Here is a 26,620-nt window from a genome sequence, read left to right on the forward strand (position 1 = left end):
TCCCGGGGATCAGGGGACGAGACGGTCCAGGGGCACGTGCGGGTCGGCCAGCGCGTCCGTGTCCACCCGCGCACGGGAGCGGATCAGCCGTTGGATGTGTTCCGTGACGTTCCACACATTCACGTTCATGCCCGCGAGCACCCTCCCCTCGCCCACCCAGAAGGCGATGAACTCCCGCTTGCCCATGTCGCCCCGGATGACCACCTGGTCGTACGACCCCGGCGGGGCCCACCCGCTGTACTCCATCCCGAGGTCGTACTGGTCGGTGAAGAAGTACGGCACCCGGTCGTACACGGCGTCCTGCCCGAGCATCGAGCGCGCCGCCGCCGGTCCCCCGTTGAGCGCGTTGGCCCAGTGCTCGACGCGGATCCGGGTGCCGAACAGCTCCAGCGGGAACGCCGCGACGTCACCGGCGGCGTAGATGTCGGGGTCGGACGTGCGCAGCCGCTCGTCCACCACGATCCCGCCCCCGTGCGCCCGGTCGGCGATCTCCAGGCCCGCCGCCTCCGCGAGCGCCACCCGCGGCACCGCGCCGATCGCCGCCAGGACACCGTGCGCCGGGTGCTCCTCGCCGTCGTCGGTGCGTACCGCGAGGACCATGCCGTCCTGGCCGATGATCTCGGTGAGCCGCCGCCCGAAGTGGAAGCGCACCCCGCGGCCGCTGTGCAGCTGGGCGAAGACGTTGCCCAGCTCGGGGCCGAGCACGCCGTGCAGCGGGGTCGGCTCCGGCTCGATCACGGTGACCTCCGCGCCGTACTCGCGCGCCGCCGCCGCGACCTCCAGGCCGATCCACCCGGCGCCCGCGATCACGAGGTGCCCGTTGTCCCGGCCGAGGGAGGCCAGCACGCCCTTGAGCCGCTCGGCGTGCGCGAGCCGGCGCAGATGGTGGACGCCCGCGAGACCGGTGCCGGGGATGTCCAGGCGGCGCGGCTCGGCGCCGGTGCACAGCAGCAGCTTGTCGTAGCGGACGAGGGTGCCGTCGTCGCCGTAGCGCACGGTCCTGGCCGTACGGTCGACGTGGTCGACGCTCTGGCCGAGGTGCAGCTCGATGTCGTTGCGCGCGTACCAGGCGGGCTCGTGCACGAAGACGCTGTCCCGCTCCTCCTTGCCGAGCAGGAAGCCCTTGGACAGCGGCGGTCGCTCGTACGGGTGGTCGCGTTCGTCGCAGATCAGTATCACCCTGCCGGTGAAGCCCTCCGCGCGGAGCGTCTCCGCCGCCTTCGCGCCGGCGAGGCCGCCTCCGACGATGACGAATGTCTGATCCGCGTCGACCACTTGTATGCCTCCTCGTAAGGGTGCCGCCACCCGCGAGCGTCCCGCACGCGGCGCGCTGCGGGAAGGGGGAGTGACCCGATCAGGCCACCCGGTGCACGTTCCTCTCACATATGCCCGGTCAGTCTCGCGTGCAGCGAGAGCGCGGAGGCGTCGGTGAGGGATGCGATCTGGTCGACGATCACCCGCTTGCGCGCGTGGTCGTCGGATGCCCCGTCGAACAGGGCCCGAAACTGCGGATCCAGGCCGTCCGGCGCGCGGGCGGTGAGCGCCTCGGCCAGCTCCGCCACGATCACCCGCTGATCGGCCCGCAGCCGCTCCTGCTCGGCCCGCTGCATCACGTACCGGTCGGCGACCGCCTTCAGCACCGCGCACTCCATCCGGGTCCCGCGGGGCACGACGAGACGGGCGCCGTAGCGGGTGAGCCGGCCGTTCCCGTGGCCGGCGCGGGTGGCGCCCTCAGCGGCCAGGCAGAACCGTCCGATGAGCTGACTGGTGGCGTCCTTCAGGCGGGCCTGGGCGGCCGCGGTGCCGTCGTAGCCGTGCGGCCACCACTCCTCGTCCTGGAGGCGGTCGAGGGCGTCCGCGAGTTCGGCCGGTTCGGTGCCGGCGGGGACGTAGCGGCCGACGGCCACCTCGAACACGGCCTGCCGTTCGGGCTCGGCGTGCAGGCAGTTGGGGTCGATGTGACCGGCGTGCAGGCCGTCCTCGATGTCGTGCACCGAGTAGGCCACGTCGTCGGACCAGTCCATGACCTGGGCCTCGAAGCAGGTGCGGGTGCCGGGGGCGCCGGCCCTGACCCAGTCGAACACCGGGCGGTCGTCCTCGTACACGCCGAACTTCCCCGAGGCGGGGTCGGTGGGATGGGCGCCGCGCGGCCAGGGGTACTTGGTGGCGGCGTCGAGCGCGGCGCGGGTGAGGTTGAGGCCGACGGAGCCCTCCTCGGTGAACCGTTTGGGCTCGATCCGGGTGAGCAGCCGCAGCGACTGGGCGTTGCCCTCGAAGCCGCCGCAGTCGTCCGCGAACGCGTTGAGCGCCTGTTCGCCGTTGTGGCCGAAGGGCGGGTGACCCAGGTCGTGGGAGAGGCAGGCGGCCTCGACGAGGTCGGGGTCGCAGCCGAGGGCCGCGCCCAGCTCCCGGCCGACCTGGGCGCACTCCAGGGAGTGGGTGAGCCGGGTGCGGGGGCTGGCGTCCCAGACCTGGCTGCGGCTGCCCGGCGTGACGACCTGGGTCTTGCCCGCGAGGCGGCGCAGCGCGGCGGAGTGCAGGATGCGGGCCCGGTCGCGCTGGAAGGCGGTGCGGCCGGGGCGTTTGTCGGGTTCGGGCGCGAAGCGCTCCAGGTCCGCGGGGTGGTAGGGGTCAGGGCCGCGGGGGCCGGGGGGTGCGCTGCCTTCCATGATCCGACAGTAGACGCACGGGGTGACGAATGGGGGGTACCGGGTGGCCCAGTCGTATGGCGGGAGCGGGAATTCGGCCGTCCCGGCGGGCGGATTCGCACACAGGGGCGAACCGGATGACCGGCGGTGGCGTCCTCCATGACCGGGGGCGGAGCACCGGGACCGAGCACCGGGGCCGGGCAGAGAGCCTCGCACCGAGGGGGACCGTATGAGGATCCGAAGACCGCGGCTGCCGCGCACCCGCGCCGGTCAGCGGCGGCTGGTGCGGGCCGTGGTGGCCGTCTGCACGCTGGCGCTGCTGCCGGGGGCCTGGCTGTTCACGTCCACGGCGGACCGGCTGCGCACGGTCGCGGACGCGCCGCCCGCGCCGGTCGCGGTGGTGTTCGGGGCCGGGCTGTGGAACGGGGAGCCGTCGCCGTACCTCGCGCGCCGCCTGGACGCGACGGCGGCGCTGTACCGCGCGGGCCGGGTCAAGGTCGTCCTGGTCACCGGCGACAACAGCCGCACGGACTACGACGAGCCGGACGCCATGCGCACCTATCTGACCGGGCACGGGGTGCCGGGCGGGCGGATCGTGCGCGACTACGCCGGCTTCGACACCTGGGACTCCTGCGTACGGGCGAGGAAGATCTTCGGCGTGCGCCGTGCCGTCCTGGTCAGCCAGGGCTTCCACATCCGGCGGGCGGTCGCGCTGTGCGAGGCGGCGGGCATCGACTCGTACGGTGTCGGGGTCGACGAGCCGCACGACGTCACCTGGTACTACGGCGGCACGCGCGAGGTGTTCGCGGCGGGCAAGGCGCTGCTGGAGGCGGTCTTCCGCCCGGACCCGACGTTCCTGGGGCCCCGCGAGCGGGGGATCGCCGACGCGCTCGCCGAGGCCGGTGGCCAGGCCCGCCACGAAAAGGGCTGAGCGCATGGACCTCACCGACCTGACGCCCGCCGAGCGCCGTGTCCGGGACGCCTTTCCGCTCGGCGAGGGGGTCGACCTGCGGGCGGTCGACGACGATCCCGAGCGGGGCGCCGACTGGGGACCGGAACGCACCGTACGGGCCGAGTTCCTGCGGGAGTTGCTGCTAGCGGGCCCTTTGGCGGAGGGCCGTACGGCGGGCCTGAAGGTGGCGGGCGCACGGGTCACCGGGCGGCTCGACCTGAAGTACGCCACCGTCACCTGCGCGGTCCGGCTGCGCGGCTGCCACTTCGAGCAGGCACCCGACCTGTACGGGGCGCGGACCGGCGCCCTGGTCCTCAGCGACTCGGTGCTGCCGGGGCTGACGGCCGGGCAGCTGCGCGCCGACGGGGTCGTGCGGATCACCTGCTGCCGCGTCAGGGGCCCGGTACGGCTCCAGGGCTCCAGGCTGTCCGGGGCGCTCTTCGCGAACGGGGCATGGCTCGGCACGCCCGGGGAGGACCCGGAGGAGGCCGTGCTCCAGCTCAACCACGCCCAGGTGGCCACGGACGTGTGGGCGCCGGGGCTGGTCGCGCACGGCACGGTGCAGTTGAACGGGGCCGTCGTCGGCGGGCAGGTGAACCTCGACGACGCGGTGCTCGACGCCCCCGGCGGCACCGCGCTGCACGCCGAGGTGCTCGCGGTCGGCACCGATCTGCACGCGATGCGGCTGCGCGCGAGGGGCCGGGTCAATCTGAGCGGCGCCCGTATCCCCCGCCAGCTGAACCTCGCCTACGCCCGGTTGTCCAACCCCGGCGGCGTCGCCCTGCGGGCCAGCAGCGCGGTGGTCGGCGAACTGTGGCTGCGGGAGGCCGCGCCGGTCGAGGGCGCCGTCAATCTGCGCCGCGCCCAGCTCGACCTGCTGCACGTACCGCCGCGGGTGTGGCCCGGGAAGGTGCAGCTCGACGGTCTCGCCTACCGCGTGCTGACCCCGCACCTGCCCGCCGAACAGCGCCTGCCGCTACTGGAGCGCGAACCGGACGGCGGCTATCTCCCGCACCCCTACGAGCAGTTGACCGCCGCCTACCGCACGGTGGGCGACGACGGCGCCGCCCGCACCGTGCAACTGGCCAAGCTCCGCCGCCACCGTCGCACCCTGCCGGCGTACGCCCGGCTGTGGGGCTGCCTCCAGGACGCCGCCGTCGGCTACGGCTTCCGCCCGATGCGCGCCGGGCTCTGGCTCCTCCTGCTGCTGTGCACGGGCACCCTCGTCTTCGCCCTGCACCACCCGCCCGCCCTCAAGCCCTCCGAGGCCCCCGCCTTCAACCCGCTCTTCTACACCCTGGACCTGCTCCTCCCGATCATCGACTTCGGCCAGGAGGGCGCGTACGCCCCGCGCGGCGGCTTCCAGTGGCTGTCGTACCTGCTGATCGCGATGGGCTGGGTGCTGGCGACGACGATCGCGGCGGGCGTCACCCGCTCCCTCAACCGGCAGTGACCGAGAGGCGGTTGAAACAAGCCGGACAGGGCGCCCTTCTCCCCTTCCTGTGGACTCCCTATGGACATCAATTGTCATGCCCCCTTAAATCTCAGGGCGTCCAGCGCCATCCCCCCATGCCTGGATGGCGCCCGTTCCGAGGAGACAGATGAGCCGAACACGGCAGCACGTCCGAGGATCCCGTCGTCTCGCCACCACCGGTGTCGCCGTCAGCAGCGCGACCCTGCTGGCCGTCACCCTCTCCCCCGCCGCCCACGCCGCGGCCAGACCCAGCCGGTCCGCCGCCGTGCAGCACGCGGCGGCGGCGCTCCTGGCGCACCGGTCGAGCCTGGGGCTCGACTCCGGCGAGGCCACGAGCGTCCGGGACGTGATCGTGGACAAGGACGGCACCCAGCACGTCCGCTACGACCGCACCTATCACCATCTCCCCGTGCTCGGCGGCGACTTCGTCGTCCACATCGGTGCCGACGGCGGCTACCGGGGTGCCGACCGGGCCAGTCGCGCCACGATCGCGTTGCCTACGACCACGCCCAGGGTGTCCGCCCCCGAGGCCGCCGGCCTCGCGACGAAGGCCCTGCGCGCGGCCCACCCCGGCGGCGGACTGCGGCGGGTCGAGGCCAAGCCGCGGCTGATCGTGGACGCGCTGCACGGGACCCCCAGGCTCGCCTGGCGGACCGACGCGGCCGGCCTGGACTCGCTCGGCAACCCGGTCGCGCGCACAGTGCTGACCGACGCCCGCACCGGCGCCCGGATCGACGCCTGGGACAGCATCGAGACCGCCGCCGGCGACGGCCGCTCGCTGTACGGCGGAACGGTGCCGCTGGAGACGACCCAGTCCGGATCGTCGTACCAGCTCAAGGACCCGACCCGGGGCAACACCTACACCGGGGACGCCGCGAACAAGACCGACCTGTGCATCTTCGGCATCTGCATCAGCCGGGCGCCCTCGACCGTGTTCACGGACGCCGACAACCACTGGGGCACGGGCGCCACCGCCGACCGCTCCTCGGCCGCGGTCGACGCGCAGTACGGCACGAACGAGACCTGGGACTACTACAAGAACGTCCACGGCCGCAACGGCATCGCGGGCGACGGCAAGGGCTCGTACAACCGCGTCCATTACGGCAAGAACTACAACAACGCCTTCTGGGACGACAGTTGCTTCTGCATGACGTACGGCGACGGTGACGGGACCACCTTCGGGCCGCTGGTCGCGCTGGACGTCGCCGGGCACGAGATGACGCACGGCGTCACCTCCAAGACCGCCGGCCTGACCTACTCGGGCGAGTCCGGCGGTCTGAACGAGGCCACCTCCGACATCCTCGGCACCATGGTCGAGTGGTACGCGAACAACCCGTCCGACCCCGGCGACTACCTCATCGGCGAGGAGATCGTCCGCCCCGGCTTCGGGGGCACCGCGCTGCGCTACATGGACAAGCCCTCCAGGGACGGCAGCTCGGCGGACTACTGGAGCAGCTCGGTCGGCAACCTCGACGTCCACTACTCCTCCGGCGTCGCCAACCACTTCGCCTACCTCCTCGCGGAGGGCAGCGGGCCCAAGACCATCAACGGCGTCAGCTACGACTCGCCCACGTACAACGGCTCCACGGTCACCGGCATCGGCCACGACAAGGTCGGCAGGATCTGGTACCGGGCGCTGACGGCCTACATGACGTCCTCCACCAACTACGCGGGCGCCCGCACGGCCACCCTCGACGCGGCCAAGGACCTCTACGGCGCGGGCAGCACGGAGTACGACGCGGTGGCGGCGGCCTGGAGCGCCGTCAACGTGAACTGACCGGTCACGGCACGGGCCCGGGGGCGCGCTCCCCCGGGCCCGGATGACGGCCCGTCACCTCCGTCACCCGTTCAACGGCCCCTCGTCGCTCCATTCGTGTGTTCTTCGTCTTTTCTTCTCGTGCTCCCCGGCACACCACCTCTGACCTGCCCCGACTCCGCCACGGCTCAGCCGTATGGCCGCCGGGCCCGCCACCCGTTCACCGCAGTCCGGCCGATCTCCCGGCAAGCGGATCGAGGCGCGAGCCCTTTACCTCGAAGGGCAGGGGACACACCAGTCGGACAAGCTCGACAAGCTCTGGGGAGCACCATGCGACGCACCGCCCGTCTGCTGACCGGTACCGCGCTCGCCGTGGGAACGGCGGCGCTCGCCGCCGCGCCCGCCTACGGCGGTGCCGCGGCCGCGCGGCCCGTGCGCGCCCCCACCGGCAGCCTGCAGGTGTACCCGTCCACCGCGATCCCCGGCGGACAGGTCACCGTGAACACCGCCGCCTGCGGCGACAAGGGCGGCGCGACCGGGGACGCGGGCGCGGTCGGCGCCGGTGTCTTCACCCTGGCGCCCACCACGCACCAGGGCGAGGCGATCGGTCAGTTCCAGGTGCCGCCGAGCGCGCAGCCGGGGACGTACGAGATCGTCGCGAAGTGTGCGGAGGGCAGCAGACAGGTGACGGGCGACCTGGTGGTGGCCCTCGGCGCGGCGCACGAGCAGGTGCAGCCGCGGGGAAGCCTGAAGACGGGGGTCGGCGGCGCGCTCGGTCCCGACCCCGTGCAGACCGCGGCGGGCGTGACGGCGCTGGCCGTCGCCGCCGCGGGCGGTACCTGGCTCCTGCATCGCCGGGCGAGAGGCGACGGGATCTGACGGACACCCTCCGCTGTCCGTCCGCCGGTACCGCAAGTCCCGCCCCCTCCGGGTCCGATGCCCCTCGCGGCCCGGAGGGGGAGGGGGTCCGCCACAGCCACAGCGGGCCGGACCGCCCGGGTCCGTTCCGGACCGCTCCAGGTCAGCAGGGCCGCTCCACCGCCGGATCGGTCCGCCCCAGGTCCAGTTCGGGGGTACGCCCCCCGGGAGAGGGGTCCGTATGCGCAGCACACGTCTGCCCGGGAGCCGTGCCCGTTGCGTCCGCGGGGTCCGCGGCCGTCGCGGGCGCCGGCTCGGGGACACCGCGATAGCCGCGGTCACCGTCGTGGCCCTCGCCTCGGGGGTCTGGCTGCTGGGCGGCCAGTCGCACGCTCCCCCGCAGCCGACGGCCGCCGAGGGCCGCCCCGACCCCGGCGAGGAGCGCCTGTCCGCGCCCTCCCTGCCGCCGTCCCCGCCGCTGCGCATCCGCATCCCGGCCATCCGCGTGAACGCCCCGCTGATGGGTCTCGCCCTCACCTCCTCCGGCAGCCTGGACGTGCCGCCCGCGCGGAACAAGAACCTGGCCGGCTGGTACGAGGCCGGGACCATGCCCGGCGAGCGGGGGACCGCGATCGTCGCCGGGCACGTGGACAACACGGAGGGCCCGGCCGTCTTCTACGACCTGGGCGCGCTCAAGCGGGGCGCCCGGATCGAGGTGGACCGCCAGGACGGCACGGTGGCCGAGTTCACCGTGGACGCCGTCGAGGTCTACGCCGCCAGCGACTTCCCCGACCAGAAGGTCTACGGCGCCGCACCCCGCCCGGAGCTGCGCGTGATCACCTGCGGCGGCGGCTACTCGAATACCACCGGCTACCAGGGCAACGTGGTCGTCTTCGCCCATCTGACCGGCAGCCGCTGAGCCGCCGCGACCGGCCTCAGTCGATGCCCGACCGCTCCACCCCCGCCACGATCCACCGCTGGAAGCACAGGAACACCACCAGCAGCGGCAGGATCGACACCGCCGCCGCGATGAACAGCTCGTGCAGGCGCACCACCTGGGCGGTGGTGAAGGAGGACAGCGCCACCTGGACCGTCCAGGCGCTCTGGTCCTGCCCGATCACCAGCGGCCACAGGAAGGAGTTCCAGGCGCCGAGGAAGACGATGGTGCCGACCGCCGCGAACACCGGCCGCGCGTTGGGCACGACCACCAGCCAGTACGTCCGCCAGTAGCCGAGCCCGTCGACCTGGGCCGCGTCCTCCAGTTCCTTCGGGAATCCGAGGAAGTACTGCCGGAAGACGAAACAGGCGAACGCCGGGAACAGGGTCGGCACGATCAGCCCGCGCAGCGTGGAGACCCAGCCGAGGGACGACACCAGCACGAAGCTCGGTACGAAGGTGACGGCGGCCGGGACCAGCAGGGTGCCCAGGATGCCGTAGAAGACCTTGTTCGCGTGCCGGTACGGGATGCGGGCGAGGCCGTATCCCGCGAGGGAGGCGAGCAGCAGGGTGCCGAGGGTGGTGGCTACGGCGATCAGCGCGGAGTTGAGGAGCGAGCGGGCGAACGGCACGGAGGGGTCGGCGAACAGCTCCCGTACGTTTGCCCACCGCAGCTCGGCCGGGAAGAAGGTCCACGCGGGCGAGGTGATGTCCCGCTCGCTGGACAGACCGTTGCGCACCAGCAGGTAGAAGGGGACGAGGAAGAGCAGCGCGAGCACGACGAGCAGCACGGTCCGCAGCGCCCTCCCGGCCCTCACCAGCGCGTCATCCATCGGCCGCACTCCTCCCGAGCCCGAGCCACCGCGCCTGCCCCACCGTGACGATCGCGATGATCAGCGCGAGGATCACGGCGCCCGCGCTGCCGAGCCCCAGGTTCTGCCCCTGGCCGAGGGCGGTGTAGTAGAGGTAGACGAGCGGCGGGCGGGCGTACGGCGGATATCCCCGCGCGTCCGACAGCAGGTTGTAGAACTCGTCGAAGGCCTGGAAGGCGTTGATGACGAGCAGCAGCACCACCGCGACCGAGGTGGCGCGCAGTTGGGGCAGGGTGATGTGCCGCAGCACCGTCCAGCCGGGGCGGGCCCCGTCCACGGCGGCGGCCTCGTACAGCACCGGATCGATCCGCTGGAGCCCGGCGAGGAACAGGATCATGTAGAACCCGGCCTGGAGCCACAGACGTACGGTCACGATGACCAGCCAGTACCAGGGCGGACGGGTGGTCGACAGCCAGGCCACGGGGTCGGTGCCGAACCAGCCGAGCACCGTGTTGGCGAGTCCGAAGCGCACCCCGTTGAACAGGGACATCTTCCAGATCAGGGCGGCCACGACGTAACTGCACGCCGCCGGGAGGAAGAAGACCGACCGGAAGAACGCCTGGGCCCGCCGCACCCGGTTGACCATCAGCGCGAGGGCCAGGGAGAGGGCGAAGGTGACGGGCACGATGAAGGCGGTGAACACGAGGAAGGTGCGCAGGCTCCCGGTGAACGCGCTGTCCCTCAGCATCGCCCTGTAGTTGTCCAGGCCGACGAAGTCCGTGGGGGTCACGGTGTTGTGCGCGTCGAAGAAGCTCAGGCCGACGCTCCACACCAGCGGAACGTACGTGAACAGCGCGAGCCCGGCCGCGAAGGGCCCGACGAACACCCAGAACCAGAAAGCCCTGCGGCGCCTCACGACTTGTGCTGGACCCGGTCGAGTTCCGCGGACACCTTCCGTACGACCCCCCGCAGTTCGCTCTCCGGACTCGCCCCGTCCTTGATGATCCGGCTCAGCGCGTCCTGGTAGGCGGTCTGGGCGGCGGGGGTCCACAGCAGCGGCTGGGCGTACCCGTGCTCGGTGGCGAACCCTACGGCGTCGGCGGCGGCGCCCGTCCTCAGCTTGGCGGCCTTCTTCGCGAGCGAGATCCGCGCCGGAATGTGGAACCCGTACCCGAGCGCGAAGTCCTCCTGGTAGTCGGTCCGTTCCACCCAGAGCCACTTCACGTACGCCTTGGCCGCTTCCTTCTCCTTGCTCCGCGCACTGACGGCGGCCCCGTACGCCCCGACGGGAACGGTCGGCTTCCCGTGACTCCCGTCCCCCGGGAACGGCAACACCCCGAAATCGTCCCCGAGTTCCTTCCGCACCTGCGGCAACGCCCAGAGCCCGGACCACTGCATCGCGGTGAGCCCCTGGAGGAAGGCCGAGGGGTCGGACCAGTCGGTGGGCGCGCCGAGGAGCAGCGTCTTGCCCGCGTACAGCTCCCTCAGTTTCCCGAGCGTCCGCGCCGCCGCCGGGTCGTCGAACCCGGCCTTCCCGTCGTCCGTGACCAGCCGAAGCCCCGCCGCGTACAGGGGCGTCCCGCCGAGAACCCCGGCACCGCCGTCGTTCCCGAGGAACAGCCCCTTGACCTTGTTCCTGGTCAATTCCTTCGCGGCGTCCACGAGTTCGTCGAGTGTCCGCGGAGGCCGCACCCCGGCGTCCCGCAGCATGCTCTTCCGGTAGTAGAGCATCTGCATGTCGATGGTCTGCGGAATGCCGTAGACCTTCCCCCGGTACGTCTTCGGCGCCAGCACCGCCGGATTGAAGTCGTCCCTGACCCCGTCCAGCAACGCGGTCAGATCCTCCACCTGCCCGCCCTGGATCTGGTCCAGCGAGGGCCCGTTGACCTCGAACACGTCGGGCCCGGAATCCGTGAGCAGCGCCGCGGCCGTCTGCTGGTCGTAGTTCCCGGGCCGCCACTGCACGGTGACGTGCGCCTTCTCGTAGGCGGCGGCATACCGCTCCACCGCCTGCTCGGTCCCGGCCTCCCCGTACTGGTGGTACCACTGCGTGAGCCTCGTCCCCCCGGAACTCCCGCCCCCGCGCCCGGTATTGGACCCACAGCCACCGAGTACCCCGGCCCCGATCCCCGCACCGGCGCCCAGCAGCGTCCTACGGCTGATCGTCATGTTCTCCCCCTGACGTCGGTCCTCAACGCACGGCCCAACGATCAACCATGCGGGGCGATTACGAAAGAGGGAGTGCGGCGGTGCGTCACCGCGCACGGACAGCGGGTGAGGGGTTTTCCCCGCCTTCCGTCCGCGCCCCCTCGTAGCGGGCCACGAGCCGCGCCGTCTCCTCCTCCCGGGAGCCCCGGACTTCGGCGCAACGCTTGCTCATCACGAACTCACCCAGCGTCAGGCACAGATCCATGCGCTGAATGCACACGCCGACCACGAAGGGCCCGCTCCGCGCCCGGTACATGCGCACTCCGTAGTACCCCTCCTGACAGTCCCGCTCGTTGTCGAAGCGGCACCCCGCGCAGGTGTCCGGGAGGCGGACGGGCCGGATGCTCTTGGCGAGGAGGGGTCGGCCGTCGGGGAGCCGGTAGCGGACGCGTTGGTCGGAGGCGCCGGCGGTGACGACCCGGCGCACCGGAACCGCTTCGAGCCGGTCCACGACCTCTTTCATGGCGGCGAGTGACGCACCGCCGTCCTCAAGGTTCACGAGCATCCGTACGGTGACGGCCCGCCCGTGTTCCGCCATGACGCGGAGCACCCGTGTCACGTGGTCGCGGTCAGGGATCACGATGTTCGCCGAGACCGTCACGCCGCACCGGGACGCGGTTTCGATCGTGGCGGTGAGGGCGTCCAGCTTTCGCGCGGCCAGTTTCGGCGAGGCGAGACGGGTCGCCTGGACCGCGGCGAGTTCCTCGGGGGTGGTGCCGAACACGGACAGGTTGATCCGGTCGAGGCCGGCCGCCGCGCACTCGGGGAGAACGGCGGCCCCGTTCTCACCGTTGCTGGTGAGCCCCACCGTCAGACCGATCCGGCGGGCGATGCGGACGAGAGCGGTCAGCTCGGGATGCAAAGTCGGCTCTCCGCCCGTGAAGTGCACCTCGCTCGTGGGGAGACTGCCGCGCACCGCCGCCAGGGCGAGGGCGAAGTCCGCATCGGCCTTGATCCGTCCCGGCAGGAAGCATCGTTCGTTCTGGCGTTCCGGCGGGAAGCCCTGCGTCCGCGCACGGACGCTTCGCTGAGCGTTCGGCAGCTGCGCCGCTGGGAGTGCGAAGCCCCTCCCTCGCTGCCGCACCCAGGCCAACAGAACGTCCTGGAAGTGATGTTCTGGCTCCCTCTCCGTGAGATGGGATTCGACGTACCGGAACATCGCGCGTCGGAGTCCGCACCCGTAGGCGACCCTGAGGGGGTGAACCGCAGGACGTTCGTCGCCGACGCCGGTGTGCTCGCCGCGACAGCTCTGGTCCCTGCCCGCACGGGGCCGCGCATCGGCCTCGGCGACCTCGGCCGATTGCGCGTACGACTCGACGGCCTGTACCGGACGGACCACAGCAGGGGCAGCGTGCCGGCCATGGCCGGATCGGGAACGAGATCACACACACGCTCGGCACGGCTTCGCACACCGGTCGCGTCGGTTGCGAACTTCAGTCGATGCTGGCCGAGTTGCATGGACACCGCGCGTGGTACGGCTATGACGGCGGGTGCATCGCCGCAGGCCGCGCGGCCTGCGTGGAAGCACTCGCCGCGGCCCAACTCGTCCACGATCACCTCCTGCAAGTCTCCGTACTGGAAACACTTGTGCTGCTTGCGATCGGCAGTCAACGAGCGTGGGAGGCCGCGAGCGCAGTGGAAAATGCTCACCGTCTCGCCTGCCGCGCGGGGGCCGGTCACACCGTCCACCTGGTCATCGCGCTGCGCGATGCCAACGTGGCCACCCATGTGGGAGACTTCCCCGGCGTGCGTCGTGCCCTGAGTCGTGCTCTCAGCCACCAGAGCCGGGCCGACGCGGACCCCGAGGTGCCCGACTGGGCCCGGTTCGTCGGGCCGTTCGAAGTGGACTACGCCACGGCGGACATGTACGTACGGGCCGAACAGCCCAAACGTGCGGTGCCCTTTCTGCGTGCCGCTCTGCGCGGTATCGGTGGTGACCTGCTCCGCAACAGTGCCTGTACCGCGTGAAGCTCGCCGGCGTACTTCTCGAAGCGGGGGAAGCCGAGGAGGTTTGCGCGGAGATGACCTCCACACTCGCGGCGTGCGGAGGAATCTCGTCGCCACGTCTGCTGGGCGAGATCCGCAAGTTCGAGCGCGCCGTCGCCGGAGTCGACACCACGGCCGCCCGCGAGTGCGAAGCCTGCATCCGCGAGACCCTCTGAGGAGCGCCACATGCCACACCCCAAAGCCATCGAGGTCGTACAGCTGGACGGCCCGACCGCAGAGCGACGCGAGGCCGACTTCAAGCTCGTCTACGCCGAGGCATTCGCCGAGCCGCCCTACCGCGAGACCGAGGACGACGTCGCGGCCACCTTCCGTCGCTTCCGCTCCCAGACACGGAAACCCACGTTCCGGGCCGCGCTCGCCCACACGACGGACGGCACTCCGGTCGGCATGGCCTACGGCTATTCCCTGGGCCCGCAGACCGGCTGGTGGGACGCGCTCACCCAGCCCGTACCGGACGACATGCGCCGCGAGGACGGCCGCCGCACCTTCGGGCTGATGGAGCTGGCGGTCCGACCGGTACGGCGGCGGCATGGCATCGCGCACCGCCTGCACGACACGCTTCTCAACGGCATCACTGCCGAGCGCGTGCTGCTCGACGTGCATACTGCGAGCGAGGCGGCTCTGGCGGCCTACCGGTCATGGGGCTACCGCAAGGTCGGGGAGACTCGCCCGTGGGACGGGGCCGACCTGCACGACGTCATGATGCTCGGACTTTCGAGATCTGGCCGTCCGAGTAGGCGCTGATCGTCGTGTCCGACACGTGCGCGGTCACGGTCTGTCTCACGTCGGGGCGACCGGGGGAGACAACCTGACGACAGACCATGCTGTGCTCACCGCACTGACCCGTCGCTGCACCCGCACGGGCTCGACACCCAGACGCGGCGCCGGTCCGACCGACCGCAGGCCCCGCAGCCTGCGGAATTCCTCACTGGTCAGCGGGCTGGGCCGCACCGCAGCAGTTCCCGCGACCACAGGTCGAAGAATGACCGCGTCGCGCCGTCCATGCGGATGCCCACCTGGCGGCCGTGCCGCGCGCACAGCGATCAGCCAGCTGACGTCGGAGAAAGGGTACGTCGAGGTGGGGTGCTCGGCTCCACGGCTTTGCGGAGCCGCTCCACTGCTCTCAGCCGTCAGGGGCAGTCGAAGCGCCAGTCCCACGGGAGGCCGGGGCACTGGCGGCAATGGAAGAAGTAGACGCCACCGCAGTCGCCCAACTGTATGTCACCGGTGATGGTCAGAAGATGCTCCATACGGTGTCCGCTCTCGCAGTTCGGCCAGTCGGCAGGCTGCGTCCAGGCGGGCCAGCCGCCGACCTTCGTCCCGATGATGTTGGAGTCGGGTGGCCACATGGAGCCACCCGTCGGCAACCGGAGACGAGGTTCCCAGGTCTCCCACATGTCCTTGGGCAGATCGAGCCACCTCGGGCAATCCTCCGCGGTGGTGGGGGACAACGTGGACGGTGCCGGCATGTGGTCCTCGTCGTACTCCCCCTCGCGCACCATGGGGATCTCGGTCAGCAGCCCTCCAGCCACAACCTCCGCCTCGTTGCGCCAGTACAGCCGCGGCATCACCGGCCCGGGATCCTGGTCATGTACCAGCGCGCACCACACCAGCTGTAGCAGATCCTTCCCCTCCGGGAACTCCAACCCCGGCACATCCCGGGCGAACAGCTGGAGGATCGGCACCATCGGCACCGCCCCCGGGACAATCTCGGTGCGGTTGCGCCAATCGGCCCCATACGTCCAGTGGTCTTCCTGCGCGCAGTACGGCCACAGCTCGTCCGCGGGCCACAGCAACTCGCCTCCCAGCGAGCTCTCACGCATGCCAGGGTCGCCGGGCTGCGGGTTGAGGAGGGTCGTCTCCCGGGCGAGGCCCACGTACTCCGGTATCAGTGTGCGCAGGTCCTTCGCGGGCAACTCGGGTGTGTCTCCGGGCATCATGGCTCCTCCAGCGTGCAAAAGTCGACGGCCGTTCGGGCACGTTAGTACCTGCCACCGACAACCCCCTCCAGCAACGGCCGCCTGTTCGTCCGGGCACGAGGCAGTGATGTGTCACCCCCCTTGCCGTCAGCGGCTCAGCCTCACCGACCGTGCGGTGGACGCGCCGAGAGGCGGCACCCCCGCACAGGGTGCCGCCTCTTTCGTGCGCCGGGGCCGCCGTCGATCGGATGAGGGTCGGGGACCGACGGCGGACCCGGGGTCCGGCCGGGGTCAGCGGTGGTCGCTGCCCGTGGACTGGGTGGCCGCGCGGCCCGCTTCGAGGCGGGCGACCGGGATGCGGAACGGGGAGCAGGAGACGTAGTCCAGGCCGGCCTCGTGGAAGAAGTGGACCGACTCGGGGTCGCCGCCGTGCTCGCCGCAGACACCGAGCTTGAGGTCGGGGCGGGTGCGCCGGCCGGCCTCCACGGCCAGCTTGACCAGGGAGCCCACGCCGTCCTTGTCGATCGTCTCGAAGGGGGACACGCCGAAGATGCCCTTCTCCAGGTAGGCCGTGAAGAAGGAGGCCTCCACGTCGTCCCGGCTGAAGCCCCAGACCGTCTGCGTGAGGTCGTTGGTGCCGAAGGAGAAGAACTCCGCCGCTTCCGCGATCTGACCGGCGGTCAGCGCGGCGCGCGGCAGCTCGATCATCGTGCCGATCGCCAGCTTCAGCTCCGTGCCGGTGGCCGCCTGGACCTCCGCGATGACCTTGTCGGCCTCCTCGCGGACGATCTCCAGTTCCTGGACCGTGCCGACGAGCGGGATCATGATCTCGGCACGCGGGTCGCCCTTCGCCGTCTTGCGTTCCGCGGCCGCCTCGGCGATCGCGCGGACCTGCATGGCGAACAGACCGGGGATGACCAGCCCGAGGCGGACGCCGCGCAGGCCGAGCATGGGGTTCTGCTCGTGCAGCCGGTGGACCGCCTGGAGCAGCCGCAGGTCGTTCTCGTGCGGCTCCTGGCGGGACTCGGCGAGGGCCACCCGGACGGAGAGTTCCGTGATGTCGGGCAGGAACTCGTGCAGCGGCGGGTCGAGGAGGCGGACGGTGACGGGCAGGCCGTCCATCGCCTCGAACAGCTCGACGAAGTCCTTCTTCTGGAGCGGGAGCAGCTCGGTCAGGGCGGCCTCGCGCTCCTCCCCGGTGTCCGCGAGGATCAGCTTCTCGACCATCTCGCGGCGCTCACCGAGGAACATGTGCTCGGTGCGGCACAGGCCGATGCCCTGGGCGCCGAAGCGACGGGCGCGCAGCGCGTCCTCGGCGTTGTCCGCGTTGGCGCGCACCCGCAGCCGGCGCTTGCGGTCGGCGAAGGCCATCATCCGGTGCACGGCCTCGACCAGCTCGTCCGCGTCGTCCGCGCCCGGGTGCATCCGGCCCTCGAAGTACTCCACGACCGGGGAGGGGACCACCGGGACCTCGCCCAGGTAGACCTTGCCGGTGGAGCCGTCGATGGAGATGACGTCGCCCTCCTCGACCACGTGGCCGCCGGGGACCGTCATGCGGCGCCGCTTGGTGTCGACCTCCAGCTCCTCCGCGCCACAGACACAGGTCTTGCCCATGCCGCGCGCGACCACGGCCGCGTGGGAGGTCTTGCCGCCGCGCGAGGTCAGGATGCCCTCGGCCGCGATCATGCCGTCGAGGTCGTCGGGGTTGGTCTCCCGGCGGACCAGGATGACCTTCTCACCGGAGCGCGACCACTTGACGGCCGTGTACGAGTCGAAGACCGCCTTGCCGACCGCCGCGCCCGGCGACGCCGCGATGCCGCGCCCGACCTGCTCGACCTTCGCCTTCTCGTCGAAGCGCGGGAACATCAGCTGGGCCAGCTGGGCGCCGGTGACGCGCTGGAGCGCCTCGGTCTCGTCGATCAGGCCCTGGTCGACCAGCTGGGTGGCGATGCGGAACGCGGCGCCCGCGGTGCGCTTGCCGACCCGGGTCTGGAGCATCCACAGCTGACCGCGCTCGATCGTGAACTCGATGTCGCAGAGGTCCTTGTAGTGGTTCTCCAGCGTCTCCATGATCTGCATCAGCTGGTCGTACGACTGCTTGTCGATCTGCTCCAGCTCCGCCAGCGGGACGGTGTTGCGGATGCCCGCCACCACGTCCTCGCCCTGGGCGTTCTGGAGGTAGTCGCCGTAGACGCCCTGGTGGCCGGAGGCGGGGTCGCGGGTGAAGGCGACGCCGGTGCCGGAGTCGGGGCCGAGGTTGCCGAACACCATGGAGCAGACGTTGACGGCCGTTCCCAGGTCGTGCGGGATGCGCTCCTGGCGGCGGTAGAGCTTGGCGCGGTCGCCGTTCCAGGACTCGAAGACGGCCTTGATCGCGAGGTCCATCTGCTCCCGCGGGTCCTGCGGGAAGTCCCGGCCGGCCTCCTTCTTGACGATCTTCTTGAAGGCGGTGACCAGCTTCTTGAGGTCGGCGGCCTCCAGGTCGGTGTCGACCTTGACCTTCTTGGCGTCCTTGGCCTTGTCCAGGGCCTCCTCGAAGAGGTCGCCCTCGACGCCGAGGACGGTCTTGCCGAACATCTGGATGAGGCGGCGGTAGGAGTCCCACGCGAAGCGCTCGTCGCCGGCCTGCTTGGCCAGGCCCTGGACCGACTTGTCGGACAGACCGATGTTGAGGACCGTGTCCATCATGCCGGGCATGGAGAACTTGGCGCCCGAGCGCACCGACACCAGCAGCGGGTCGTCCGCCTGGCCGAGCTTCTTGCCCATGCGGGCTTCGAGGGCGTCGAGGTGCGCACTCACCTCGTCACGCAGTGCCGCCGGCTCCTCGCCGTTCTCCAGGTAGCCCTTGCAGGCCTCCGTGGTGATGGTGAAACCGGGAGGAACCGGAAGACCCAGGTTGGTCATCTCGGCGAGGTTCGCGCCCTTGCCACCGAGGAGGTCTTTGAGGTCCTTGTTTCCCTCGGTGAAGTCGTAAACGAACTTCGCTACGTGGGGTGCTTTGTTTTCCGACACGGGACTCGACTCCTTGAGGCCACGGTGGCTGCCCTGACGGCCAGGAACATACCCAGATCGAAGGCACATGGGTACGTCCACTTGCGGGTCATGCGCATGTAACCACCCGTCCGCCAGCGGATCGAAAGTCAAAGCTTGGCAAGACAACACGCGCTCATGTGTTCACTTCTTGAACGCAAACCCACCGAATGAGTGGATTTACTGCTCACATGAGCACCTCTCGCCACGGTTGAGTTCGATCGATGAACGATCAAGGGATGGCACCCAGTGCCACCCCTTGGAGAAGTGCAGCCACTCTCTTTTCGCTCATATGAGCGCAACCCTTATCAGGGGTGGCGAGAATCACGCTGTCACAGAGCCCCGGATTTCACCATCCGGACCCGCTTCCGGGCCCTGCCACGATCTCGCCACGGCCTCGCCACGGCCCCGTCACACCCCCAGCGCCCGCAGTCGCTCCTCCACCCGCTCCGGCGCGTACAGGTGTTCCACCACCAGCGCCCCCGCTCCGATGAGCGCGGCCCGCTCCCCCAGCCGGGAGGTGACCACGTCCAGGTGAGCCGTGGAGCGCGGCAGCGCCCGCTGGTAGAGCAGTTCCCGTACGCCGGTGAGGAAGGGTGTTCCGGCCAGATCTCCGGCGATCATCAGCACGCCCGGGTTGAGCAGCGTGACGACGGTCGCCAGGACGTCCCCGACCCGGCGCCCCGCCTCCCGGGCCAGCGCCGCCGCCTCCGGGTGCCCCGCCGCCAGCAGGTCCCGTACGTCCGAGCCGGAGGCGGCGGGCACCCCGGAGGCCGCCAGCCGCCGGGCCACGGCCCCACCGCTCGCGACGGCGGCCAGACAGCCGTGCGAACCGCACCGGCAGAGCGCGTCCGCGCCCACCCGGATGTGCCCGATGTCGCCCGCGCCGCCGTCGATCCCCCGGTATATGGAGCCGTCGACCACGACGCCCGCGCCTATGCCGGTGGACACCTTGACCAGGACGAAGGCCCGGCAGTCCGGGTGCCCGGCGCGCTGTTCGCCGTACGCCATGAGGTTGGCGTCGTTGTCCACCAGGACCGGGACCGGCGGCGCCCCGGTGTGTTCGGTGAGGGCGCGGGAGAGGCGGCCCGTTATGTCGTAGCCGTCCCAGCCGGGCATCATCGGGGGCTGCACCACCCGGCCGGTCGCGGTGTCCACCGGGCCCGGGACCGCGAGCCCGATGCCGCACACCTCGGCCGGCCGCTGCCCAGCCTTCTCCAGCAGCTCGCCGAACCAGCGTCCGAGTTCGGCCAGAACCAGGTCCGGGCCCTCCTCGATCACCAGGGTGCCGGAGTGCTCGGCCAGGACCTCGCCGGTCAGGGAGAGCACGGCGGCGCGGGCGTGCCGGGTGTCGAGATCGGCGACGAGGACGACCGCGTGGTCGCCGTCGAACTCCAGGGTGATGGAGGGGCGTCCGCCGAGCGGAGAGCCGACCGGCCCGCCGGCGCCCTCGCGCAGCCAGCCGGCCCGGAACAGCCGGTCCAGGCGCTGGCCGACGGTCGCCCGGGACAGCCCGGTCGCCTGCTGGAGCGCACCTCTGGTCACCGCCCGTCCGCTGCGCACCAGTTCGAGCAGATCCCCGGCGCCTGCCTGACTGCCGCTCCTGGAGTTCATTCCGTTCCTTCCCGGACGTCCGGTCATGCGCACCCCCTTGTGTTTCCCAAGCGTGCATTACATAGTGGGTTTTGCGTGTTAAATAGACGTAACTCTACGGCGGCCGACACCGAACCTCGTCGGTCGTGTGTCCGGACGTCGTCGTCTTGGGGGAGCCCCGAGTGGACCGCACCGCCCAACTCACCGCCCGCGCACTGTCGTACGCGTCACCGTCCGCCCTGCCGGTACGGGCCGCGCGGGTGCTCGACGCCAACTGGACCGGTGCCTCGACGGTCCCCTCCCGGAGCCTGTATCCCCACCAGTGGTCCTGGGACTCGGCGTTCATCGCGATCGGGCTGCGGCACCTGTCGCCGCTGCGGGCCCAGACCGAGCTGGAGACGCTGCTGGCCGCCCAGTGGGCGGACGGGCGCGTGCCGCACATCGTCTTCAACCCCTCCGTCCCCCTCGACGCCTACTTCCCCGGCCCGGACTTCTGGCGCTCCACCACCGCCGGACACGCGGCGGGCGCCCCGCGCACCGTACAGACGTCCGGCATCGTGCAGCCACCGGTGCACGCGCTGGCGGCCTGGCTGGTGCACCGCGCCGATCCCGGGCTCTCGCACGCCCGGGGCTTCCTGGCCCGGCTCTACCCGAGGCTGGCGGCCTGGCACCGCTATCTGCTGCGCTGCCGGGACCTGGGCGGCGGCGGCCTGGTGTCGGTCGTGCACCCCTGGGAGCAGGGGATGGACAACAGCCCCTGCTGGGACGCGCCGCTCGCGCGGATCGATCCGGCCCCGGTCCGCTCCTTCCGCCGGGCCGACCTGGACCACGGCGCGCCGGAGGACCGGCCGACGGATCTGGACTACGGGCGGTACGTGCGGCTGGCCGTCGAGTACCGCGATGTCCGATATGCCGACGGGCACGGGGAGTTCGCGGTGGAGGACCCGTCCTTCAACGCCCTGCTCATCGCCTCCGAGCACGCCCTCGCCCATATCGCCGCCGAGCTGGGCGCCAGTGCGGCCGCCCGCCACGCGCGGGCGGAGCGGCTGACCTCGGCGCTGGTGGAGCGGCTGTGGAGCGCGGAGTCCGGGATGTTCCTGTGCCGGGACGTGAGCGGCGGCGAACTGATCCCCGAACGCGGCGTGTCCGGCCTGGTCCCCCTTCTCCTCCCCACGCTGCCGCGCGAGTTGGTCACCGTGCTCGTGCGCACCCTGACCGGACCGCACTTCGGGCTCGGCGGCGCGACCCGGCTCGTGCCCAGTTACGACCTGCTCGGGGAGGCGTTCGATCCGCACCGGTACTGGCGTGGCCCGGCCTGGTTCAACACCGGCTGGCTGGTGGAGCGGGGGCTGCGGCTGCACGGCGAGCGGGCGGCGGCCGACGCGCTCGGGGCGGCGGTGCTGGAGCTGGCCGAGGCGTCCGGCTTCGCCGAGTACGTCGATCCGTACACGGGCGAGGCGTGCGGTGCGGCCGGCTTCGGCTGGACGGCGGCGCTCGCGCTCGATCTGCACCAGAGACTGCTCGACCGGCCCGGGTGACGGGCCGCGCGCGGAGGGCGGCCCAGGCGGCTAAAGGGCGTCTCAAGCAACCTGCATGAAGAGCTCAAGCGCCCGTCGCGAGGCGTGTCCGAGGCGGGCACCGGCACGTTCGACAGGAGTGACGAGGGAAGGGACCGGGGATGACCGACCGGCATCATCTGCTCGTGCACGGCGCGACGTTCGCCGCCGTGGGCGATCGGGGCGACATCAGCGGGGTCCGGGGCGGCGGCTCCCCGGACGGGTTGTTCGTGCGCGACGCCCGGCATCTCAGCCGCTGGCAGCTCACCGTGGACGGCGCGGTGCCCGAGGTGCTCACACCGGTCGCGGACGACGGCACCGCACGCTGTGTCCTCGTACCGCGCGGGGCGCGTCCGGAGCCGCCCGCGCACACGCTCTTCCGTGAACAGGCGGTCGGGGACAGCTCGTTCGTGGAGACGGTCCGGGTGACGAGCAATCGTCCGGTGCCGACGACCATCCGGCTGGCGATCACCGCGGACGCGGACTTCGCCGACCAGTTCGAGCTGCGCCCCGATCACCGTACGTACGTCAAGGCGGGCGCCCTGCGCTCGCGGATCGTGATGGACGACGGGATCGAGTTCACGTACCGGCGCGCGGAATGGCGTTCGTGCACGACGATCACGGCCGATCCGGCGCCGGAGGCGGTGGAGGAGACGGGGACGGGCGCCCGCCGGCTGGTGTGGGCGCTGGAGCTGCCCCCGCACGGGACGCGGGAGCTGGTCCTGCGGGTGATGGCCCGGCCGCACGGCGACCGGCGCGCGCTGCGCGTGCCTCGGGACCCCTCGGCCACGACGGCCCAACTCAGCGCGTTCGAAGCCGAGTTCGTGGAGGGTGTGGCCTTCCCGACCGGCTGGCCGGAGCTGTCGGCTGCCTGTGCGCGGGGGCTCACGGACCTGGCGGCGCTCCAGATCCCGGCGACGGGTCCGGACGGCGAGGAACTGCGGGTGCCGGCCGGCGGAGCCCCCTGGTACCTGACGCTGCTCGCCCGGGACGCCCTGCTCACCTCGCTGTTCGCGCTCCCCTACCGGCCGCGTCCGGCCGCCGCGACGCTCCTCGCGCTGGCCGCGACCCAGGCGACCGGTGCCGGGGGTGCCCGGGGCGCCGAGCCGGGGAAGATCGTGCACGAGGTACGGCACGGGGAGCTGGCGCACTTCGGGCAGGTGCCCTACGCGCGGTACTACGGCTCGGTCGACGCGACCCCGCTGTTCCTCGTGCTGCTCGGCGCGTACACCGAGCAGACCGGTGACCCGGCGCCGGCCCGCCGGCTGGAGCCGCACGCGCGGGCCGCCGTCGGCTGGATGCTGGACCACGGCGGGCTGACCTCGCGCGGCTATCTCGTCTACCGCGCCGACGAGGGCGGTCTCGCCAACCAGAACTGGAAGGACTCGCCCGGCGCGATCTGCTGCGCGGACGGTACGCGGCCGAGCGGGGCGGTGATGGCGGCGGGCGCGCAGGGCTACGCGTACGACGCGCTGCGGCGCACGGCGTGGGTGGCGCGGACCGTGTGGGCCGACGAGACGTACGCGGCGCTGCTGGAGCAGGCGGCGGCCGATCTGCGCGACCGCTTCCAGCGGGACTTCTGGATGCGGGAGGCGGCCTTCCCGGCGCTCGCGCTGGACGGCGAGGGCCACCGGATCGACGCGCTGGCCTCGGACGCCGGACATCTGCTCTGGACGGGCCTCCTGGACAAGGAGTTCGGCGAGGTGGTGGGGCGGCGGCTGCTGGAGCCCGACTTCTTCTCCGGCTGGGGGGTGCGCACACTGGCCTGCGGTCAGCCCGCCTACCATCCCCTCTCCCCGCACCGCGGCTCCGTCTGGCCCCACGACAACGCGCTGATCGCCCTGGGCCTGGCTCGCTACGGCCTGCACGACGAGGCCCGCACGGTGGCGCACGCCCTGATCGACGCCACGGCCCTCTCCCCCGCCCACCGGCTCCCCGAGGTCCTGGCCGGCTATCCCCGCACCACCCACCCGGAACCGGTCCCCTACCCCCACGCCTGCACCCGTGAATCCCGCTCGGCGGCGGCGGCGCTGGCCCTGCTGACGGCGGTGGGCGGAGCCTAGGAGCACCGAGGAGGTACCGGGCACCTCGGGGCGCGCCCCGAGGTGCTGGGAGCCGGGTCAGCCGCCCGACGTGTCCAGTTCCGCGTCCTCCGTCACGCCCGCGCAGTCGTACGGGTCCTTCAGCCAGCCGTCCGGGAGGACCACGCGGTTGTTGCCGGAGGTGCGGCCCCGGGGGCCGTCGGCGCCGGCGGGCCAGGGCTGGGAGAGGTCGAGTTCGTCGAGGCCGGCCCGCAGTTCCGAGAGGGAGGAGGTGATCGCGAGGCGCTTGCGCATCTCCGAGCCCACCGCGAAGCCCTTCAGGTACCACGCGACGTGCTTGCGGAAGTCGATCACGCCCTTGGACTCGTCGCCCAGCCACTCGCCGAGGAGCCGGGCGTGCCGCACCATCACGTCGGCGACCTCCCGCAGCGTGGGCCGCCGGAAGTCGGAGCGGCCCTCGAAGGCGGCCACGAGGTCGGCGAAGAGCCAGGGGCGGCCCAGGCAGCTGCGGCCCACGACGACGCCGTCGCACCCGGTCTCCCGGACCATCCGCAGCGCGTCCTGCGCCGACCAGATGTCCCCGTTGCCGAGCACCGGGATCTCCGGCACGTGCTCCTTCAGCCGTGCGATCGCGGACCAGTCGGCGGTGCCGCCGTAGTGCTGCGCCGCCGTGCGGCCGTGCAGCGCGATCGCCGTCACGCCCTCCTCGACGGCGATCCGCCCGGCGTCGAGGTAGGTGATGTGATCGTCGTCGATGCCCTTGCGCATCTTCATCGTCACGGGCAGGTCGCCCGCCCCGGACACCGCCTCGCGCAGGATCGCCCGCAGCAGGTTCCGCTTGTACGGCAGCGCCGAGCCGCCGCCCTTGCGAGTGACCTTGGGGACCGGGCAGCCGAAGTTCAGGTCGATGTGATCGGCCAGGTCCTCCTCCGCGATCATGCGGACGGCCTTGCCGACGGTCGCGGGGTCGACGCCGTACAGCTGGATCGACCGCGGCGTCTCGCTCGCGTCGAACCTGATCAGCTGCATGGTCTTCTCGTTGCGCTCGACCAGTGCCCGGGTCGTGATCATCTCGCTGACGTACAGCCCCTTGCCCTCGCTGAACTCACGGCACAGCGTGCGGAAGGGCGCGTTCGTGATCCCCGCCATGGGTGCGAGCACGACGGGCGGAGTCACGGTGTGCGGGCCGATGGAGAGCGGGTGGGTCATCAGACGGCTCCGGGACGGATGTACGACGGAAGGACAGCGTGGGTGAGGAACCATTGTCCCTCACCGGCCGGCGTGCGAGGCGCCCCGCCCGCCGCCGTTCCCCCCGGGCCCGTGTAATAGTCATTAGTTAGACGCACTATCGAAATCGGCGTACGATTGCACGCATGCCAGAGTTGAGTCCCCGCAGGCGCATGCTCGTGCTTGCGATCTGCTGTATGAGCCTGCTGATCGTGAGCCTCGACAACACCGTGCTGAACGTGGCGCTGCCCTCGATGCAGCGCGATCTGCACGCCACCACCTCCGGTCTGCAGTGGACCATCGACGCCTACACCCTGGTCCTGGCCTCGCTGCTGATGCTGGCCGGGTCCACGGCCGACCGGATCGGCCGCAAGCGCGTCTTCATGGCCGGTCTCGTGGTGTTCACCACCGGTTCGGTGCTGTGCTCGCTCGCCCCCAGCCTGTCCCTGCTCGTCGTCTTCCGCATGGTCCAGGCGGTCGGCGGCTCGATGCTCAACCCGGTCGCCATGTCGATCATCACCAACACCTTCACCGACGCCCGGGAGCGCGCCCGCGCCATCGGCGTCTGGGGCGCGGTGGTCGGCATATCCATGGCGCTCGGCCCGCTGGTCGGCGGCCTGCTGGTGCAGTCCGTGAGCTGGCGCGCGATCTTCTGGATCAATCTGCCGATCGGCCTCGCGGCGCTGCTGCTGACCCTGCGCTTCGTCCCGGAGTCCCGGGCCCCCAAGGGCCGCCGCCCCGACCCGGTGGGCCAGGTGCTGGTGATCGCCCTGTTCGGCGCGCTGACCTACGGCATCATCCAGGCACCCGGCTCCGGCCTCGCCGCGGTCGCGCCGTACTTCGTGATCGCCGCCGTCGCCCTGGGCGCCCTGCTCTGGTACGAGCCCCGGCGTGACGAACCCCTCATCGACCTGCGCTTCTTCCGCTCCGCGCCGTTCAGCGGGGCGACCGTGATCGCGATCAGCGCCTTCGCCGCGCTCGGCGGCTTCCTGTTCATGTCGACGCTGTACCTCCAGAACGTGCGCGGCCTGGACGCTCTGCACGCCGGCCTGTGGATGCTCCCCATGGCCGCGCCGACCTTCCTGTGCGCCCCCCTGTCCGGCCGCCTGGTCGGCACCCGCGGCCCCCGGCTGCCACTCCTGATCGCCGGTGCGGCGATGACGGCCAGCGGCCTGATGTTCGCGCTGTTCGAGGCCGAGACCTCGAACACCACCCTGCTCCTCGGCTACGTCCTGTTCGGCATCGGCTTCGGCTTCGTCAACGCGCCGATCACCAACACGGCGGTCTCCGGCATGCCCCGCGCCCAGGCCGGGGTCGCCGCGGCCGTCGCCTCCACCAGCCGGCAGCTGGGCCAGACCCTCGGGGTCGCGGTGATCGGCGCGGTGCTCGCCGCCGGCATCGGCTCGACCTCGTACCGCGACACCTTCGTCGACGCCGCCCGTCCCGGCTGGTGGATCATCACCGCCTGCGGTCTCGCGGTGCTCGCCCTGGGCCTGCTCAGCAGCGGCCTCTGGGCCCGCCGTACGGCCGAGCAGGCGGCGCGGCGGCTGGAGAGCACGGAGATCCGGCAGGCCGTGGGCGCCGCCGGGCGCGTCTGACGCC

The 26,620-nt window shown here is 71.6% G+C and carries 20 protein-coding genes and 2 pseudogenes; 11 read left to right on the forward strand and 11 right to left on the reverse strand.

Annotated features, from left to right (window positions below):
• Positions 1-9: 9 nt before the first annotated feature.
• Complete coding sequence (locus VT52_RS25455; protein WP_046422218.1) at positions 10-1,275, reverse strand: NAD(P)/FAD-dependent oxidoreductase; 1,266 nt, start codon at positions 1,273-1,275, stop codon at positions 10-12.
• Positions 1,276-1,379: 104 nt separating this feature from the next.
• The gene (locus VT52_RS25460) at positions 1,380-2,669 is read right to left on the reverse strand and encodes a deoxyguanosinetriphosphate triphosphohydrolase (protein ID WP_046422219.1); all 1,290 of its coding nucleotides are present in this window, start codon (positions 2,667-2,669) and stop codon (positions 1,380-1,382) included.
• 208 nt (positions 2,670-2,877) lie between these two features.
• On the opposite strand from VT52_RS25460, the gene VT52_RS25465 reads away from it, so the two are divergent.
• The 5 genes from VT52_RS25465 (at position 2,878) to VT52_RS25485 (ending at position 8,607) form a co-directional block, all read left to right on the forward strand.
• On the forward strand, positions 2,878-3,579 hold the full coding sequence (locus tag VT52_RS25465) for a SanA/YdcF family protein (RefSeq protein ID WP_046422220.1): 702 nt from the start codon (positions 2,878-2,880) through the stop codon (positions 3,577-3,579).
• Positions 3,580-3,583: 4 nt separating this feature from the next.
• Complete coding sequence (locus tag VT52_RS25470; RefSeq protein ID WP_046422222.1) at positions 3,584-5,053, forward strand: hypothetical protein; 1,470 nt, start codon at positions 3,584-3,586, stop codon at positions 5,051-5,053.
• A gap of 148 nt (positions 5,054-5,201) precedes the next feature.
• A complete protein-coding gene (locus VT52_RS25475; protein ID WP_046422224.1) occupies positions 5,202-6,851 on the forward strand; it encodes a M4 family metallopeptidase in 1,650 nt (549 codons plus the stop codon).
• Between the two features lie 309 nt (positions 6,852-7,160).
• Entirely contained in the window at positions 7,161-7,709 is a 549-nt protein-coding gene (locus VT52_RS25480; protein ID WP_046422226.1) for a hypothetical protein, read from the forward strand.
• Positions 7,710-7,929: 220 nt separating this feature from the next.
• A complete protein-coding gene (locus tag VT52_RS25485; protein ID WP_079175254.1) occupies positions 7,930-8,607 on the forward strand; it encodes a class F sortase in 678 nt (225 codons plus the stop codon).
• Positions 8,608-8,623: 16 nt separating this feature from the next.
• On the opposite strand, the gene VT52_RS25490 is transcribed toward VT52_RS25485, so the two are convergent.
• The 4 genes and pseudogenes from VT52_RS25490 to VT52_RS25505 all read right to left on the reverse strand — a co-directional run.
• On the reverse strand, positions 8,624-9,457 hold the full coding sequence (locus tag VT52_RS25490) for a carbohydrate ABC transporter permease (RefSeq protein WP_046422228.1): 834 nt from the start codon (positions 9,455-9,457) through the stop codon (positions 8,624-8,626).
• Positions 9,450-10,352: a carbohydrate ABC transporter permease gene (locus tag VT52_RS25495; protein WP_046422230.1), complete on the reverse strand. Its 903-nt coding sequence runs from the start codon at positions 10,350-10,352 to the stop codon at positions 9,450-9,452. The genes VT52_RS25490 and VT52_RS25495 overlap by 8 nt, the downstream gene beginning before the upstream one ends.
• Positions 10,349-11,605: an ABC transporter substrate-binding protein gene (locus VT52_RS25500; protein ID WP_046422231.1), complete on the reverse strand. Its 1,257-nt coding sequence runs from the start codon at positions 11,603-11,605 to the stop codon at positions 10,349-10,351. Before VT52_RS25500 ends, VT52_RS25495 begins: the two co-directional genes overlap by 4 nt.
• A gap of 85 nt (positions 11,606-11,690) precedes the next feature.
• Positions 11,691-12,632 (reverse strand): annotated as a pseudogene (locus VT52_RS25505) (radical SAM protein); the annotation flags it as partial.
• A 452-nt stretch (positions 12,633-13,084) separates the two neighbouring features.
• On the opposite strand from VT52_RS25505, the gene VT52_RS38950 reads away from it, so the two are divergent.
• From VT52_RS38950 to VT52_RS25515, 3 genes are read left to right on the forward strand one after another with little or no spacing between them, the layout of a single operon-like run.
• Complete coding sequence (locus VT52_RS38950; protein ID WP_240509873.1) at positions 13,085-13,612, forward strand: NsdA family TPR-like regulatory protein; 528 nt, start codon at positions 13,085-13,087, stop codon at positions 13,610-13,612.
• Between the two features lie 53 nt (positions 13,613-13,665).
• Positions 13,666-13,806 carry a hypothetical protein gene (locus VT52_RS38955; protein ID WP_240509874.1) on the forward strand — a complete coding sequence of 47 codons (141 nt, stop codon included), beginning with the start codon at positions 13,666-13,668 and terminating at the stop codon, positions 13,804-13,806.
• Between the two features lie 10 nt (positions 13,807-13,816).
• Positions 13,817-14,395, forward strand: coding sequence for a GNAT family N-acetyltransferase (locus tag VT52_RS25515; protein ID WP_046422232.1), 579 nt, complete (start codon positions 13,817-13,819; stop codon positions 14,393-14,395).
• Here the strand turns inward: VT52_RS25515 and VT52_RS39765 are convergent.
• The 4 genes and pseudogenes from VT52_RS39765 to VT52_RS25530 all read right to left on the reverse strand — a co-directional run.
• A pseudogene (locus tag VT52_RS39765) lies at positions 14,358-14,676 on the reverse strand (IS481 family transposase); the annotation flags it as partial. The gene VT52_RS25515 and the pseudogene VT52_RS39765 sit on opposite strands and share 38 nt — an antisense overlap.
• 105 nt (positions 14,677-14,781) lie before the next feature.
• Positions 14,782-15,591, reverse strand: a complete 810-nt coding sequence (locus VT52_RS25520; protein ID WP_240509875.1) for a YwqG family protein — start codon at positions 15,589-15,591, stop codon at positions 14,782-14,784.
• Positions 15,592-15,861: 270 nt separating this feature from the next.
• The gene (ppdK, locus tag VT52_RS25525) at positions 15,862-18,582 is read right to left on the reverse strand and encodes a pyruvate, phosphate dikinase (protein ID WP_046422233.1); all 2,721 of its coding nucleotides are present in this window, start codon (positions 18,580-18,582) and stop codon (positions 15,862-15,864) included.
• A 429-nt stretch (positions 18,583-19,011) separates the two neighbouring features.
• Complete coding sequence (locus VT52_RS25530) at positions 19,012-20,241, reverse strand: ROK family protein (RefSeq protein WP_206306605.1); 1,230 nt, start codon at positions 20,239-20,241, stop codon at positions 19,012-19,014.
• Between the two features lie 134 nt (positions 20,242-20,375).
• On the opposite strand from VT52_RS25530, the gene VT52_RS25535 reads away from it, so the two are divergent.
• Both VT52_RS25535 and VT52_RS25540 read left to right on the forward strand, forming a co-directional pair.
• Positions 20,376-21,731 (forward strand): MGH1-like glycoside hydrolase domain-containing protein, encoded by a 1,356-nt coding sequence (locus tag VT52_RS25535; RefSeq protein ID WP_046422235.1) that lies wholly within the window; start codon positions 20,376-20,378, stop codon positions 21,729-21,731.
• Positions 21,732-21,871: 140 nt separating this feature from the next.
• Positions 21,872-23,812 (forward strand): amylo-alpha-1,6-glucosidase, encoded by a 1,941-nt coding sequence (locus VT52_RS25540; RefSeq protein WP_046422236.1) that lies wholly within the window; start codon positions 21,872-21,874, stop codon positions 23,810-23,812.
• Positions 23,813-23,869: 57 nt separating this feature from the next.
• Here VT52_RS25540 and dusB read toward each other — a convergent pair whose 3' ends face one another.
• Entirely contained in the window at positions 23,870-25,000 is a 1,131-nt protein-coding gene (dusB, locus tag VT52_RS25545; RefSeq protein ID WP_046422237.1) for a tRNA dihydrouridine synthase DusB, read from the reverse strand.
• A gap of 164 nt (positions 25,001-25,164) precedes the next feature.
• Between dusB and VT52_RS25550 the strand changes: the two genes are divergently transcribed.
• Positions 25,165-26,616: an MFS transporter gene (locus VT52_RS25550; protein WP_046422238.1), complete on the forward strand. Its 1,452-nt coding sequence runs from the start codon at positions 25,165-25,167 to the stop codon at positions 26,614-26,616.
• The last annotated feature ends 4 nt before the right edge of the window (positions 26,617-26,620 follow it).

Origin of the sequence: Streptomyces malaysiense (genome assembly GCF_000980885.2) — a bacterium.
GTDB lineage: Bacteria > Actinomycetota > Actinomycetes > Streptomycetales > Streptomycetaceae > Streptomyces > Streptomyces malaysiense.

What these genes read in the sequence shown, in the direction of transcription:
- VT52_RS25460 (WP_046422219.1), bottom strand. Translation starts at nt 2,669, where the DNA reads ATGGAAGGCAGCGCACCCCCCGGCCCCCGCGGCCCTGACCCCTACCAC.
- VT52_RS25465 (WP_046422220.1), top strand. Translation starts at nt 2,878, where the DNA reads ATGAGGATCCGAAGACCGCGGCTGCCGCGCACCCGCGCCGGTCAGCGG.
- VT52_RS25470 (WP_046422222.1), top strand. Translation starts at nt 3,584, where the DNA reads ATGGACCTCACCGACCTGACGCCCGCCGAGCGCCGTGTCCGGGACGCC.
- VT52_RS25475 (WP_046422224.1), top strand. Translation starts at nt 5,202, where the DNA reads ATGAGCCGAACACGGCAGCACGTCCGAGGATCCCGTCGTCTCGCCACC.
- VT52_RS25480 (WP_046422226.1), top strand. Translation starts at nt 7,161, where the DNA reads ATGCGACGCACCGCCCGTCTGCTGACCGGTACCGCGCTCGCCGTGGGA.
- VT52_RS25485 (WP_079175254.1), top strand. Translation starts at nt 7,930, where the DNA reads ATGCGCAGCACACGTCTGCCCGGGAGCCGTGCCCGTTGCGTCCGCGGG.
- VT52_RS25490 (WP_046422228.1), bottom strand. Translation starts at nt 9,457, where the DNA reads ATGGATGACGCGCTGGTGAGGGCCGGGAGGGCGCTGCGGACCGTGCTG.
- VT52_RS25500 (WP_046422231.1), bottom strand. Translation starts at nt 11,605, where the DNA reads ATGACGATCAGCCGTAGGACGCTGCTGGGCGCCGGTGCGGGGATCGGG.
- VT52_RS38950 (WP_240509873.1), top strand. Translation starts at nt 13,085, where the DNA reads ATGCTGGCCGAGTTGCATGGACACCGCGCGTGGTACGGCTATGACGGC.
- VT52_RS38955 (WP_240509874.1), top strand. Translation starts at nt 13,666, where the DNA reads ATGACCTCCACACTCGCGGCGTGCGGAGGAATCTCGTCGCCACGTCTG.
- VT52_RS25515 (WP_046422232.1), top strand. Translation starts at nt 13,817, where the DNA reads ATGCCACACCCCAAAGCCATCGAGGTCGTACAGCTGGACGGCCCGACC.
- VT52_RS25520 (WP_240509875.1), bottom strand. Translation starts at nt 15,591, where the DNA reads ATGATGCCCGGAGACACACCCGAGTTGCCCGCGAAGGACCTGCGCACA.
- VT52_RS25530 (WP_206306605.1), bottom strand. Translation starts at nt 20,241, where the DNA reads ATGACCGGACGTCCGGGAAGGAACGGAATGAACTCCAGGAGCGGCAGT.
- VT52_RS25540 (WP_046422236.1), top strand. Translation starts at nt 21,872, where the DNA reads ATGACCGACCGGCATCATCTGCTCGTGCACGGCGCGACGTTCGCCGCC.
- dusB (WP_046422237.1), bottom strand. Translation starts at nt 25,000, where the DNA reads ATGACCCACCCGCTCTCCATCGGCCCGCACACCGTGACTCCGCCCGTC.
- VT52_RS25550 (WP_046422238.1), top strand. Translation starts at nt 25,165, where the DNA reads ATGCCAGAGTTGAGTCCCCGCAGGCGCATGCTCGTGCTTGCGATCTGC.